This window comes from Clostridium cadaveris (assembly GCF_020911725.1).
Classification (GTDB): domain Bacteria; phylum Bacillota; class Clostridia; order Clostridiales; family Clostridiaceae; genus Clostridium_X; species Clostridium_X cadaveris.
Map to the genome: position 1 here is coordinate 948,052 of NZ_CP076620.1, position 14,840 is coordinate 962,891.

Annotated in this window: 14 protein-coding genes and 1 other annotated feature; of the genes, 7 read left to right on the forward strand and 7 right to left on the reverse strand. The window is 31.6% G+C overall.

Annotation, left to right across the window (positions count from 1 at the left end):
• The first annotated feature begins 72 nt into the window (after nucleotides 1–72).
• From KQH81_RS04295 to KQH81_RS04315, 5 genes are all read left to right on the forward strand, one after another.
• Nucleotides 73–759, forward strand: a complete 687-nt coding sequence (locus tag KQH81_RS04295) for a metallophosphoesterase (protein ID WP_027637339.1) — start codon at nucleotides 73–75, stop codon at nucleotides 757–759.
• A 70-nt stretch (nucleotides 760–829) separates the two neighbouring features.
• On the forward strand, nucleotides 830–1,618 hold the full coding sequence (locus tag KQH81_RS04300) for a GTP pyrophosphokinase (protein ID WP_027637338.1): 789 nt from the start codon (nucleotides 830–832) through the stop codon (nucleotides 1,616–1,618).
• Nucleotides 1,619–1,782: 164 nt separating this feature from the next.
• The gene (locus tag KQH81_RS04305; protein ID WP_027637337.1) at nucleotides 1,783–2,565 is read left to right on the forward strand and encodes a hypothetical protein; all 783 of its coding nucleotides are present in this window, start codon (nucleotides 1,783–1,785) and stop codon (nucleotides 2,563–2,565) included.
• 21 nt (nucleotides 2,566–2,586) lie between these two features.
• Complete coding sequence (locus KQH81_RS04310; protein WP_027637336.1) at nucleotides 2,587–3,705, forward strand: ATP-binding protein; 1,119 nt, start codon at nucleotides 2,587–2,589, stop codon at nucleotides 3,703–3,705.
• Nucleotides 3,706–3,717: 12 nt separating this feature from the next.
• Nucleotides 3,718–5,085, forward strand: a complete 1,368-nt coding sequence (locus tag KQH81_RS04315) for a vWA domain-containing protein (protein WP_035770168.1) — start codon at nucleotides 3,718–3,720, stop codon at nucleotides 5,083–5,085.
• A 59-nt stretch (nucleotides 5,086–5,144) separates the two neighbouring features.
• On the opposite strand, the gene KQH81_RS04320 is transcribed toward KQH81_RS04315, so the two are convergent.
• The 4 genes from KQH81_RS04320 to KQH81_RS04335 form a co-directional block, all read right to left on the reverse strand.
• Entirely contained in the window at nucleotides 5,145–5,351 is a 207-nt protein-coding gene (locus KQH81_RS04320; protein WP_230028994.1) for an iron-sulfur cluster assembly accessory protein, read from the reverse strand.
• A 396-nt stretch (nucleotides 5,352–5,747) separates the two neighbouring features.
• Entirely contained in the window at nucleotides 5,748–6,077 is a 330-nt protein-coding gene (locus KQH81_RS04325; protein WP_230028995.1) for a HesB-like protein, read from the reverse strand.
• 201 nt (nucleotides 6,078–6,278) lie between these two features.
• Nucleotides 6,279–8,738 (reverse strand): leucine--tRNA ligase, encoded by a 2,460-nt coding sequence (gene leuS, locus KQH81_RS04330; RefSeq protein WP_178311654.1) that lies wholly within the window; start codon nucleotides 8,736–8,738, stop codon nucleotides 6,279–6,281.
• Nucleotides 8,739–8,780: 42 nt separating this feature from the next.
• Nucleotides 8,781–8,999 (reverse strand) — a binding site (T-box leader).
• A 62-nt stretch (nucleotides 9,000–9,061) separates the two neighbouring features.
• Complete coding sequence (locus tag KQH81_RS04335; protein WP_027637332.1) at nucleotides 9,062–9,610, reverse strand: class IV adenylate cyclase; 549 nt, start codon at nucleotides 9,608–9,610, stop codon at nucleotides 9,062–9,064.
• A gap of 168 nt (nucleotides 9,611–9,778) precedes the next feature.
• On the opposite strand from KQH81_RS04335, the gene KQH81_RS04340 reads away from it, so the two are divergent.
• Nucleotides 9,779–10,816, forward strand: a complete 1,038-nt coding sequence (locus KQH81_RS04340; RefSeq protein ID WP_027637331.1) for a nucleoid-associated protein — start codon at nucleotides 9,779–9,781, stop codon at nucleotides 10,814–10,816.
• A gap of 50 nt (nucleotides 10,817–10,866) precedes the next feature.
• Here the strand turns inward: KQH81_RS04340 and fba are convergent, their stop codons facing one another.
• The 3 genes from fba to KQH81_RS04355 form a co-directional block, all read right to left on the reverse strand.
• Nucleotides 10,867–11,799 carry a class II fructose-1,6-bisphosphate aldolase gene (gene fba / locus KQH81_RS04345; protein WP_027637330.1) on the reverse strand — a complete coding sequence of 311 codons (933 nt, stop codon included), beginning with the start codon at nucleotides 11,797–11,799 and terminating at the stop codon, nucleotides 10,867–10,869.
• Between the two features lie 136 nt (nucleotides 11,800–11,935).
• On the reverse strand, nucleotides 11,936–12,319 hold the full coding sequence (locus KQH81_RS04350) for a DUF4363 family protein (RefSeq protein ID WP_051196122.1): 384 nt from the start codon (nucleotides 12,317–12,319) through the stop codon (nucleotides 11,936–11,938).
• Complete coding sequence (locus tag KQH81_RS04355; RefSeq protein WP_027637328.1) at nucleotides 12,312–12,959, reverse strand: DUF421 domain-containing protein; 648 nt, start codon at nucleotides 12,957–12,959, stop codon at nucleotides 12,312–12,314. The genes KQH81_RS04350 and KQH81_RS04355 overlap by 8 nt, the downstream gene beginning before the upstream one ends.
• 212 nt (nucleotides 12,960–13,171) lie before the next feature.
• On the opposite strand from KQH81_RS04355, the gene KQH81_RS04360 reads away from it, so the two are divergent.
• Nucleotides 13,172–14,827: a nucleoside kinase gene (locus tag KQH81_RS04360; protein ID WP_230028997.1), complete on the forward strand. Its 1,656-nt coding sequence runs from the start codon at nucleotides 13,172–13,174 to the stop codon at nucleotides 14,825–14,827.
• Nucleotides 14,828–14,840: the final 13 nt, after the last annotated feature.

Below are 14,840 nucleotides of genomic sequence, written 5' to 3' on the forward strand. Positions count from 1 at the left end.
CACTTAACTAATGATGCATGGTCTGGGAAATATTTTTAAAAATATATTATACATAACGAAAGGTGATAAGACATGGCTTTATATGCTATTTCAGATCTTCATCTTGCTTTAAATGGTGAAAAGCCTATGGATATCTTTGGCCAGCATTGGAGCAAGCATGATGAAAAGATAAAAGAAAATTGGATTAAAATAATTAAAGAAGAAGATACAGTTTTAATAGCTGGAGATATATCTTGGTCCATGAAAATGGAAGAAGGTCTTATGGATCTAGAATGGATTCATAAGCTTCCAGGAAGAAAAATAATATCAAAGGGAAATCATGATTATTGGTGGACTACTATATCTAAACTTAGAAATTTATATGAAGATATGGATTTTATACAAAACAATTATTATACATATGAAAATTGGGCTATATGCGGGACAAGAGGATGGATATGTAAAGGGGCAACTGGTTTTACAGCTCATGATGACAAAATATACAATAGAGAGAATATACGTCTTACATTATCTTTAGAACAGGCAGTTAAGGATGGTTATAAAGATATAATTGTTATGATGCATTATCCTCCTAAGTTTAATGAAAATCAGGAAACTTTATATACAGAGACTTTTAAAAAATATGGAGTGAAGAAAGTTATATATGGTCATCTTCATGGAGCAGGTTTAAAAAATGCTTTAAATGGTGTCTATGACGGAATTGAATATATCATGACTTCTTGTGACTTTCTAGACTTTAATCCCATTAAAATATTATAAACTTAGGATAGCCATAAGATAAAGGCATACAAGAGAGGGTAAGAGAAAAACAATAAGAGGGTGAAATATCATGGCAATAATGGAATGGAAAAGTTTTTTAACACCGTATGAACAGGCTGTAGAAGAGCTGAAAGTAAAACTTAGGGGAATACGAAAAGAATATAGAAGAACGAATGAATATTCACCTATAGAGTTTGTAACGGGAAGAGTAAAGGAAGTTTCATCAATACTTGAAAAAGCTAATAAATTTAACATTCCTTTAGATAGATTACAATATGAAATGGAAGACATCGCTGGTGTAAGAATCATGTGCCAGTTTGTAGATGATATAGAAAAAGTTGTTGAGATAATTAGAGGAAGAAAAGACATGCAGATAATGTATGAAAAGGACTATATAGCAAATGTGAAAGAAAGCGGTTATAGAAGCTATCATGTGATAATAAGGTATCCTGTAAATATGGCAGAGGGTACGACAGAAATACTAGCTGAGTTTCAGATAAGAACTTTAGCTATGAACTTTTGGGCGACTATAGAACATTCATTAAACTATAAGTACAAACAGCAGATTCCTGAGGAGATAAAGCAAAAGCTTAAAAGTGCAGCTGATGCAGCTCATAGACTTGACGAAGAGATGACAGAAATCAAGGAAGAAATAAAGGATGCACAAAAACTTTTTGAAGTTAAATCTGACATAGTATCAAGTATAATGAATAGAATACTTACTTTAAGCTCTTTAAATAAAGTACAAGAAGCATATAGATATGAGGCTAAGCTTAATAAACTTATAGGACAGGGAGAAGTATGGGAACTAAACAATCTCCTTGAAGCTGTAAGAAAAGAAGTTGAAAAGTATAGGTAGATATGTAACCTTTTTGCAATATTTGGCTTTAAAATTAAGAAATAAATAATACGTAAGTAGACCTTGGTGAAGCCAGGGTTTATTTTATGTATTTAAATTTTTATCATAACATGATATAATAATTTATATTTATAAATAATGATTATTAATAAGAAGGTGTTAGAATGGAAGAGGAAGGTTTAATTATAAAACAGTTGAGAGATAATCCTTTTTCAATAAAGAATATAGATAGTCCAACAGAAGAGATGAAGATAGCTGCAGTTTCATCAAATCCATCAGCTATTCAGTACATAAAGGAACAATCAAAAAATCTTAGAAAAATTGCAGTAAAGAAAAATCCAATGACTATAGAGTACATGGAAAACCCTGAAGAAGATATATGTCTTTTAGCGGTTACAGCTTCATGGAATGCTTTAAAACACATAAAGAATCCATCAAAAGCCGTCATTGAAAAAGCACTATCTATGAAGGGATGGGCTATACAGTACATTAAAGATGCTTCTGAGGATTTAGAGATTAAAGCAGTACAAAAGGACTGCGATGCAGTAAAGTATATAAAAAATCCTACAGAAAAGACTCAAATAGAAGCCATAAGAAATTATTGGAGCGTAATAAAGTTTATAGAAAAACCTTGTTTAAACGCAAAGATAGAAGCTGTAAGGCAGAATGAAGAAGCAATAAGATATATAGATGCTGTAGATGATTATGAGCTTAAGGCTCTTCTAAAAGGAAATATAAAAATTTTAAAATATATATATGATGATGTAGATGAGAATCTTATAGAAGAAGTTCTAATTGAAAAAATGTGTTGCGAAGAACCAGACAAGGTGTATATAAAAAACTTTTTAAATTTGGAAGTCTTAGTTATGAATAAACTTGCCTTTATAAGTGAGTATGGAAGTAAAAAAGTAAAGCAGTTTTCTATGGATTACACTTTATCACTATAATGAGGAAAGGCGGAAAGAAAATTGAATTTTAATGAAGCATTAACAACAGTAGATTTAATTATTAAAAGCCAGTCTGTTCCTCTTTTAGTGGGAGAGAGCGGAATTGGAAAGACAGCACTTGCAAAGGAACTTTGCAGAAAAAACTCCTATCATCTTGTAAATATAGATGCTAACCTTTTAAAAGAAGGTGAAATAGGAGGGCTTCCAACAGTAGAAGAGTATAATACCTATGATAATGGCAGAAACATAAAGGGTAAAAAAACAGTATATGCTATGCATACAAAGTTTTTAGATATAGAAGAGTATTTGAGAGAGAACCCAGAAAATGAAGTTATGCTTTTTATTGATGAAATAAATAGATGTGACCATAATGTTCAGCAAGAGCTGATGAATCTTATACTGAATAGAGAAATCAATGGATATCATTTGAAGGAAGCGGTTCATGTAATGGCAGCTATGAACCCATCAAATAAATATGATGCTTTTGAAGATACAGAGTATGAAGTTGTAGATATGGACGAAGCACAGGAAAATAGGTTTGTATGGGTTTATATGGAGTCAAACTTTAAGGACTGGATAAGCTGGGGAGCAGAGAAAGGCGATATACATCCTCACATACTAGAGTTTATATCCGTATTTCCTCATTATCTTCATAGACCAAAATCAAAAGAAACGGTGAAGGCAACTCCAAGAAGCTGGGAAAGAGTTTCAAAATCTTATAATGTGTATTTAAGCAATAAGGATTCTTATAGTAAAAATATATTCTACAATGTGGTAAAAGGCAATGTTGGAGGAGATATAGCGCAGGATTTCATAAGCTACATAAGCGACTACAAGCCTATGCCTCTAAGAGCAGAAGAGTTATTCTCAAATGAAGTCGTGCCTTCAGATGTAAAAGACATAATACTTAAAGAAGACCACGCAAGACTTTATATAATGGCAAAAAATCTCCTTATGTATCTTGACAAGGAGAATCATAAAGAAAAGGATATAAATATTTTCAGCAATGTTCTTAAATGCTATCCTGTAGATCTTAGAATATCAATAATGAAGGATATAAGAGCAGATTATAAAGATGGAATTTATAAAGAACTTTTAGAGGATGATGACTTCATAAATGCTTTCTTTGAATGTTATTAAAAGGGTGATATAATGAGTAATTTTACGTATTATGATAAAGAAAAAGCAAATCTTTATAGGGAAGCAGCGGAGTTTAACAGTCAAAAGGATATAGATGCTCAGTTCAAAATTAAATTTTTTTCTCTTATAGAAAAATGTAATCTGCATATGATTACAGGGAAAGACAGCTTTTTTGGAAACTTCATGCTGAATGTAAAAAAGCAGACTTCTTTAGGATTAAAATGGCCTATAGAAACTACTAGAAGTGCTAAAGGTTATATAATGAACTTTGATGTAAAGATTTGTCTTGAGCTTACTGAGTGGGAGATGCAGGCTCTTATAAAACATGAGATTTATCATATAATGTATTCTCATTATGACAGGGCGCAGGCTTTGGAAGGAAGATACAGAAAATCAGCGATAAATATTGCTATGGATATATCAGTTAATCAATATATAAAATATCCGCCAAACTTTACCTACACCATAGAAAAGGTGAATTTTCTTTATAATTTAAGTTTAAAAAAGGGAAGATCATTTGAAGAATATGCCTTAAAGCTTAATGAAGCAATGAAGGATTACAGGCTAGGAAAGCCTGAAGTTAGCGATGAAATCTATGACATGGAGCTTGTTCATGATAGTTGGAAGAAATCTAATGTTTTAAACAAAGAGTATAATGAGGATCTTGTAAAGATTATGGCTAAACGAGCAATTAAAGATGGTAATCTTCCAGAGGGTCTCGAAGCTATACTAGAAGCTTTAGAAATGAAAGCTGAAATAAGTTGGAGTAACTACTTAAAGCGCTTGGTAATGACAATGCCACATGGTTATAAAAAGACTATAACAAGAAAGGATAGAAGACAGCCGGAAAGACTTGACCTTAGAGGAAATCTAAGGGATAGAGTAGCTAATATACTTCTTGTTATAGATATAAGCGGTTCTATAACTACCGGCGAAATACGCAACATCTTAAAAGAGGTTTTTGAGATACTAAAAAATTGTAAGGCTAATATAAAAATAGCTGAATGTGATGATAAAGTCAGAAGAGTTTACGATATAAAAGACTTAAAAGATATAAAATCTAGATTAGATAAGACTGGAGCTACTGCTTTTTCTCCACTGTTTTCCTACGTAAAAAAAGAAAATTTAAAAGATACTTTAGTAGTTTACTTTACAGATGGACTTGGAGAAAAGGAATTGAAGGTTAAACCTGTGAATTATAAAACCATATGGGTTCTTACAGGAAAGGAAAAAGAGATTTCTTTAGAAAAGCCTTACGGAAAAGTTCTCAGCTTAAAAAATAAAAGAGAATATGATGATGATAAGGTGGGTATTCATATAGCAAGAGATATGATACATGACATTCAAGGAGAGGTCAGTGTACTGACCTTTGATTTATAAATATAGAAGGGATTAAATTCATAAGAATCTAATCCCTTACTTTTATGTTTAAATTAGAATTAGTGACAGCTTCCTCCACAAGAAGAGCATCCACCTTCAGCCTTAACTACAGGCTCAAGAGATAATCCTCTGCCATTTTCAGCTTCACAAGTAATGTTGAATCCGCCGAAGTCTTCAACTAAAGATTTATCAACTAATATAGTTACGTCTTCAATCTTTGTAACATCATCATTTTCTTTTTGTTCATCCAGAACAAGATTAAACATAGGACCGCTTCAGCCCATTCCTGCTAAATTTATTCTTACTGTATTATTTTCTACTTTATTGTCTTCAAGTAATTGTTTAAAATCCTTGAAAGCAACATCGCTCATATTAATTGCGCTCATCAGTAATCACTCTCTTTCTTTTAAAATTAATGTGTAAATTCATCGAATAATAAACTTCAACACATCTATGTTATAGTTTATACTAATAGTATTCGCTATATTTATCGAAAATATCGATAGTTATAAAGTTATTATAAGATAATAATTATTCCTTGTCAAAGAAATAATGATAAAAAATTCGACATTTTGGGATAAAGTTGTATAAAAAAATAGATATATCTGAAGATACCTTCAAATATATCTATTTTGAACTTTAAAATTCTTATATAATTTAAATTAGTGGTGACATCCGCCACCGCAGGATGCGCATCCGCCTTCCACTTTAACTATTGGCTCAAGAGATAATCCTCTTCCATTTTCAGCTTCACAAGTCACTGTAAAGCCTCCAAATTCTGATACTAATTCTTTTGTAACTAATATAGTAACATCTTCTATTGTTGTAACATCATCATTATCATCCTTTTCTCCGATAACAAGATTAAACATAGGACCGCTGCAGCCAAAACCTGCTAAATTTATTCTAACCGTATTATTAGGTACTTTATTATCTTCAAGTAATTTCTTGAAATCTTTAAAAGCTTCACTACTTATATTAACTGAGCTCATTATAATCACTCTCTTTCTTAATAGAAATTTTATGTGATTATTATATAATAGTAATTATTAGTAGTCAATGAAAATAGGGCATCTATAGAATAATACAATAGAAGGACTGTAATCTATTTTAAATTACAGTCCTTTAGGTTAATTTTATAAGCATATTTACAAGAATTAGAATATAATGCTTATATTCATAAATCTGTATATTTATTTAGCAACTATATTTACAAGTCTTCCTTTTATAACTATTACTTTAACGATATTCTTACCATCTGTAGCAGCTTTTATATCTTCATTTTCTAGAGCGGCTTTCTTTATAGATTCTTCATCTAAGTTAGAAGCAATGCTTATTCTAGCTTTAATCTTTCCATTAACCTGAATTGCTATTTCTACTTCGTCCTTAATTAAAGCATTAGGATCAAAAACAGGCCACTTAGCATTAAATACTGAATAAGAATTATCGACTACATTTGAATTATCGTTAATTGTGTTCCACCATTCTTCACCAAAGTGAGGAGCAAATGGTGCTATTAATTTTATGAAATCTAAAACTGTTTCTTTTAAGAATGCTAAGTTCTTAGTTTCTTCGTTTATATATTTATTTAAAGCATTAACGAATTCCATCATTCTAGCTATAGCTGTATTGAATTGAAGGATTTCTGAATCTGATGTAACGTTTTTTATAGCATTGTGTCGCCAGAAGTTAAGTTCCTTTTCAGCAGCATCCATAGTTGATTTATCATTTTTGCTTTCTACTATAGCTTCATGAGCACCTATTAAAGCTCTTTCTATTCTTTCAATGAATCTGGCTACAGAACGTATTCCGTCATCACTCCATGCTCCACCTTCAGTGTAGCCAAAACCAAACATTAGATACATTCTAAATACGTCAGAACCATATTCTTTGATGTAGTCATCTGGAGAAATTGTGTTTCCTTTTGATTTACTCATCTTTAAGCCGTCTGGTCCAAGTATAAGTCCTTGGTGAGTTAATGATTTAAATGGTTCATCAAAGTTTAGATATCCCATATCTCTTAAAGCTTTAGTTATGAATCTAGCATATAATAAGTGCATGCATGCGTGCTCTGGACCACCTACATATTTGTCAACAGGAAGCATCTTGTTGATTATTTCAGTATCAAAAGGCTTTCCACTGTTGTGAGCATCTGCATATCTTAAATAGTACCAAGATGAACATACAAAGGTATCTAAAGTATCAGCCTCACGTTTTGCAGGTTTTCCGCATATAGGACACACCGTATTTATGAAGTCTTCGCATTTTGCAAGAGGACTCTTTCCATCTGGAGTAAACTCAACGTTGTATGGAAGCTGTACAGGTAAATCTTTTTCAGGTACAGGAACAGTTCCGCAGTGATCGCAATAAATTATTGGAATAGGAGCACCCCAGTATCTTTGTCTTGATACAAGCCAGTCTCTAAGTCTGAAGTTAACTTTAAGACGGCCAAGTCCCATTTCTTCAAGTTTTTTAGTGACAGCTTCTTTACCTTCAGCAGTAGTCAATCCATCGAACTCTCCAGAGTTTATCATCGTTCCATGTTCGCAATATGGAAGGGAATCTCCGCCTTCTATAACTCTTTCTATTGGAAGGTTATACTTTGTAGCAAAAGCAAAGTCTCTTTCGTCATGAGCAGGAACAGCCATAACAGCACCAGTACCGTATCCAGCAAGAACATAGTCTCCAATCCAGATAGGAACTTCTTTTCCGTTTATAGGATTTATAGCATATCCACCAGAGAATACACCAGTTTTTTCTCTAGTTATAGATTGTCTTTCTATCTCAGATTGCTTTTTAGTTTCTTCTTTGTAAGTTTCTACAGCATCTCTATATTCATTAGTTACCACTTTATCTACAAGTGGACTCTCAGGAGCTAATACTACATAAGAAACTCCAAATAATGTATCAACTCTAGTAGTGAACACGTCAAATGTGATATCAGAATCTTTTACCTTGAAAGTAACTTCAGAACCAGTTGATTTGCCGATCCAGTGTTTTTGCATTGATTTAGTCTTTTCTGGCCAGTCTAATCCATCTATATCATTTAGAAGTTCTTCAGCATAATCAGTTATTTTAAAGAACCATTGAGTTAAATCTTTCTTTGTAACTTCGGAATTACATCTTTCACAGTATCCATCAACAACCTGTTCATTTGCCAAAACTGTGTTACAGCTAGGGCACCAATTTACAGGAGCTTTCTTTCTGTAAGCTAATCCCTTTTTGTAAAGCTCTAAGAATAACCATTGAGTCCATTTGTAGTAATCAGGAGAGCAGGTAACAACTTCATTTTCCCAGTTGAACATAGCTCCCATAGCTTTAAGCTGCTTTTCCATAGTTTCAATATTCTTTAAAGTTGAATCTTGAGGATGAACTCCTGTTTTTATTGCATAGTTTTCAGCTGGAAGTCCAAATGCATCAAAGCCCATTGGCTGGAATACATTGTATCCTTGCATTCTTTTCATTCTAGCCCAAGAGTCAACAGGTCCATAATTGAACCAGTGTCCAGCGTGAAGCTGAGCTCCTGAAGGATAAGAGAACATCTCTAAAACATATAGCTTTTCGCCTAACTTATTTTCATCAAACTTATAGAGATTTGAATCTTCCCATTTTTGTTGCCATTTTCTATCTATGGCAGTAGAGTATTTAGCCATTAAAATTCCTCCTTTTGATAAATAAAAAAACCTTCATCTCTTGAAAGAGACGAAGGTATAATAATCCTCGTGGTACCACTCTAATTAATTCTGAAAAATAGAATTTCAGAATTCACTTTGAAATATAACGGTTTTAACCGTACTTGCATTTCCTCAAGTAAGCTCATAGGCGAGTTCATAGGAATCTGACACCACATCACACCAAACTGCGGCTCTCTGAAAGACAAATAACCTACTAATACTCCTAATCAAAGCAAAATATTAGTATTTGTAAATCATTATATTATATATAGTATTTTAAGTCAACATAGAGTTTTTTTAGACTATAGACCTTTTAATTTCTCAGACCCTCCTATGAGTTCATAAATAGTTTTAGAAGTAGTGTCATCCATAGTGTATCCTAATAGTTCTACTATTTCCTGTAGTGCACCTTCGTCAGGTGCTTCGATTTCTATATATGGAAAAGGACAGAAAGAAGGGTCGTTTATATCTATTTCTATCAAGCTGTCTTTGTATTTATAACTTTCACGATATTTTTTTATTGACTCAAAAAGCACAAGTCCTAAAGATTCAAATATAGCTTTGGCAGCTTCGCAATCATTAACCTCAGTTTCATTTTCTTCCATAACTTTAAATTTATCTTGACTGAGCATTTTTTTTGTTGTCATGTAGTAATGATTTGTGCCGTTTAAAAGGTCTTCAACTTCTCTTACTCTTGCATAGCCTTTTTTATCTAAAAGAGTCCTATCAGGAAAATCAAAAATGTTGTTGATTTGATTCTCTTTTTTTACATTTTCGCATCCAAGAGAGATTAAAGAACTCCTTATTTTTTCTACATCTATTTTAAATATCTTAGTTTCTAATTCTTTCAATGTAATACACCGCCTTTTCATGATATAAATCTATTTTAAACATAACCACGATGGAGTGCAACAGAAGTTGTGATATAATATTTTATTGATTAATGAATTAATATGAGTTAGACAAACCTTAATTATGATATAATATTTAAGCTAAATGAGGAGAAAAGAGGTTTAGATATGGAATACATAAAAGAGATAAATATAATGGAAGCTGTGCTTCATATTTTAGATAATAACAGTGATGAGCCGGTACTCAATGAATATTCCTTAGAACTTAACGAAGATACATACAATTTTTTACTAAAGCATTTAGAGAGATGTTTTAAGGATGAAGAATTGAAATACGCAAAGTTTAATTCTGGAAGAAGCATAGTTAAAGAAGTGAGTCAAGAATATTTAAATGGTGAAAATACCTTAATAGAAGTGTCAAAGGAGCTTGCAAATCAGCTTTTTAATCAGATGAAGGCTAATGGAAATATACCTTCCTGTGACCTTCTTATAATATCTATAGTTACTGAGTATGGGCCTATGCTTGTTATACTTAAGATGGATTATGTAAAAAATTTTACTCATAAGATAGATTTTATTGAAAATAAAATAGGAATAAACATAATTCCTCAAAGTGCAGGACTTCCAAGCAGCAGTCAACGAATTCAAAAAGGGGCTTTTATAAAACTTATAAAAGAGGAACAAGAATTTAATCTTATGGTTATAGATAAGCAAAGTAAATCTAAAGAAAAAGATGAGTATGGCTCTAATTATTTCATAAATAATTATCTTGGATGTACACTTATAACTAATGAAAGAGACATGACTAAGACCTTTTTAAATGCAACAGAAAACTTTACCAGAAACCATATATCAGAGGATGCAGTAAAAGCAGAAACAATAAGAACTGCTGTAAAAAAATCTTTAAGAGAAGATGAAGTTATAGATGTTGAGAAGATAAGTGATGACTTATTTGGAGAAGATATGTTAAATAAATCTAAATTTAAAGAATTTGTAACAGCTCAAGGAATAGAGAATGAAGTTAAAGTAGATAAGGAATGGGTAGAGAAGAAATTAAAAAGAGTAAGGCTTAAGATAGATAGAGACATAGATCTCTATCTTAACGAGGAGGCTTATCATGATAACGATAGATTTGAGATACAAAGAAATGGTGATGGTAGTATAAACATAGTTTTAAAACACATAATGAATTATATTGAGAAATAAAAAAATAAGATTGAATCTCTTTTAGATGAGATTCAATCTTTTTATTATATCTATTTCATGCTGTCTACAGAACCTAAAACGTTCTTGATCTTGCTATCAACTATAGCTTCTATTGAAGATCTTCCAGAAGCCATGTACTTTCTTGGGTCGAAACATGCAGGATCTTCTCCGAAAGTCTTTCTTATTCCAGCTGTTAAGCCTAATCTTAAGTCTGTATCCATGTTTATCTTACATACAGCCATAGATGCAGCTTTTCTTAACATTTCAACAGGAATTCCCTTTGCATCAGCAATCTTTCCACCATACTTGTTGCACTCAGCCACTACTGCAGGGTCAACAGCAGATGCTCCATGAAGAACTATTGGATATCCAGGAAGTCTTTGTTGGATTTCTTCTAATATATCAAATCTTAATTGTGGCTTAAAGTCTGGAGGGAATTTGAATGCACCATGGCTTGTTCCTATAGCTATAGCTAATGAATCACAACCTGTTGCTTTTACAAACTCTACAGCTTGATCTGGGTCAGTGTAGATATGTTTGTCAGAAGAAACTTCATCTTCTACTCCAGCTAAAACTCCAAGCTCAGCTTCTACAACTACTCCACGAGCGTGAGCATACTCAACTACTTCTTTAGTAACTTTTATGTTTTCTTCAAAGCTGTAGTGAGATCCGTCTATCATAACAGATGTAAATCCGTTGTCAATACATTCTTTTATAGCTTCCATATTTGGACCGTGATCTAAATGAAGAGCTACATCAACTCCAGTGTCAGCTATTGCAGCGTCTACTAAAGCTTTTAAATATTTTATTCCAGCAAATTTTATAGCACTTGTAGAACATTGTAATATAACTGCAGAGTTATTAGCTTTTGCAGCGTTTATTACACCTTGTACTATTTCCATATTATTGATGTTGAAAGCACCTATAGCATACTTACCTTCGTAAGCTTTTTTAAACATTTCTTTAGTTGTAACTAATGCCATAAGAAATACCACCTTTCACAAATTAAATTTTGCCCGCGTGGGACTTTATATAACCCAGCGGGACTATTCCTAAAGCACAATACTATTATAAATGAAATAAAAAGATTTTTCTACCCCATAAAGCATAATTATGAAATTAAAAAATATTTTCTAAAGTGAATTCGTTTAACTTTCGTATATTTTCTAAATTAAATTTCATTCTATGCAGAGTAGAAAGAGATAAGTCTAGATTTTTATTTTTAACATATTGAGTTAGGGTATATAATTCTAATTCTAAATTATCTACTTCTTGATGATTTATAATTACAGCGGTTAATTTTCCTTTTTTAGATGTTTCTTCTAATAGCTCTATTACATAATTGTAACTCTCATCCCAGTTTTCATCCACTATTAATTCTTCTAATTCATCATATTTATTAGAAAAATCTACACAGAAATTGTGTAGATAGAAACTAGAAAAAGTTGCTGATATCAATAAAAGTAGAAAAAGTACACAAGAGGTTATAGTGCTTTTATTCATTTAGTCTTTCCTCCTTCTTTTGATAGAATAAACTTTTGTTAGAATCTATTATTGCAAAATCTATATCTTTTTCAGTTAAATTATTTTTATGAAGTTCTTCATGAACCCAGTTTTTACTTTTTTTGTAATATGCTAAATTGTCTTCGTAAAATTGCCCGTTACAGAATACAACTTTAGGTAGAGACTTATTATTATATTCTTTAGATGGGACTACAGTTAGTTTTCCATTAGTTTCTAACAATCCGTATTCAACTTCCGATAGATCTAAATAACCAGCTCCTCTTAGTTCCTCTAAAAGTTCATTTATTGTGAGTTGTTGTGCCTTTAATTGGCTTACATTCACCACACCTTTTTTTATTAATACAACTGCTTGACCGTCAACAATTTTTCTAAATCCTCTGTTTTTAAATTGAAGCCATGAAATTCCAATCTGCATTATTAATATAGTTATAATAGGGGTAATGCCGTTTATGAGAGGCATCCTTATGTCTTGCATTGGAAGTGTTGCTAAGTCTGATATTATAAATGCGATGACTAATTCATAAGGTTCCAACTCTCCAACTTGTCTTTTTCCCATAAGTCTCATTATGAGAACTATTAGTGCATATAAAATTGCAGTTCTTACTAAAAATATAAACATTTAATCACCTCCCACATATGATATGTAAAAAAATAAGCTTTTATGTAAAAGAGTAGGCTGTTAAAATTTTTAGAAATCATAAAAGTGCTATTGACCATAAGGATGAAATGATATAACTTATAAATCATAAGTGACTATTAATTTTAAAAATTCAGTAAAATTATAATATGTAATGATTAAAAAGACGATTATAAATTAAGGGGGTGCTTTCTATGGCACAGATATCATTAAATTTAAAGGATATAGGAAATATAAAAGTGGAAGAAGGTACAACAGCATATGAGATTATAGAAAAATACTATAGTGATAGAGAAGTACCTATAATTTTGGCGAAACTCAATAATGATCATATAGAATTAAGGGAAGAAATACACAAAGAAGGAAATTTTGAACCTATTGATATATCAACGACAACAGGTAATAGGACTTATTTTAGAACACTTCAATTCGTTTTTATTAAAGCAGCCTATGAGCTTTTTCCGGGATGCAAAGTTACTATAGAGCATGCTCTTGATAAAGGAATATATGGAGAAATTCATAAAGAGAAAGCTCTTGATGAAGAAGATATAGAGGCTTTAAATAAAAGAATACAGGAGATTATAGATAGGGATACTATAATAAACAAGAGTAGAGTAACAGTAGAAGAAGCAATTAATATTTTTGACAGTTATGGGCTTGAAGATAAGCTTAGGCTTCTAAGGAGTATCGGAAAGAATGACGTGACATTATATGAGTTAGATGGAAGATATGATTACTTCTTCGGATTTTTGGGGTATTCTACAGGAGTTATAAAAAATTTTAAAGTAATATTTCATGATCCAGGTTTTATAATAAGGATACCGTCAGAAGAACATCCAAAAGAAATACTGCCTTTTATTGAGCATAAGAAGCTTGATGCCATTTTTAGAGAAACAGAAGATTGGCTGGATATACTAAATGTGGCAGATGTAGGAGCATTAAATGGGTATATTCAAAATGGAAATATAAATGAACTCATAATGGTAGCTGAAGCACTTCAAGAGAAAAAGATAGCATATATAGCTGATATGATACAGGAAAGAAAAGAAGTGAAAATAGTTCTTATAGCCGGACCTTCATCATCTGGAAAGACAACTTTTGCAAATAGACTAGGAATACAGCTGCGAGTTAATGGATTCACACCAATACCTATTTCTTTAGATGATTATTTCTTAAATAGAGAAATAACTCCTAAGGATGAAAATGGCAATTATGATTTTGAATCTATTAAAGCTTTGGATATAGAATTGTTTAATGAAAATTTGAGAGATCTTATGGATGGAAAAGAAGTAGAGATACCAAACTTTGATTTTAAACTAGGAAAGAGAAGATGGTCAGGAAATAAGCTTACTCTTCCTCATAATGGCATAATAATAGTTGAAGGCATACATGGACTTAATGATATGCTTACTAATTCTATTGCAGCAAAAAATAAATTTAAGATATATATAAGCGCTCTTACTCAGCTTAATTTAGATAGTCATAATAGAATAGCTACAACTGATGTAAGAAGAATAAGAAGAATAGTAAGAGATTTTCTTTCAAGGGGGTATGGTGGAGAGACAACTCTTACCATGTGGCCATCTGTTAGGCGTGGAGAAGAGAAAAATATATTCGTGTTCCAAGAAGAAGCAGATGTGATGTTTAATTCTACTTTAGTTTATGAATTATGTGTATTAAAAAAATATGCCGTAGAGGAACTTAAAAAGATTTCAAAAAACAGTCCGGTTTATTATGAGGCAGAAAGACTGATAAGTTTTTTAAATTTGTTTAAAGATGTAGATGTTAGTTTAGTTCCTTCAAACTCTATATTAAGGGAATTTATAGGAGGCAGTATATTTTATAGATAAGTTAAGTGATATT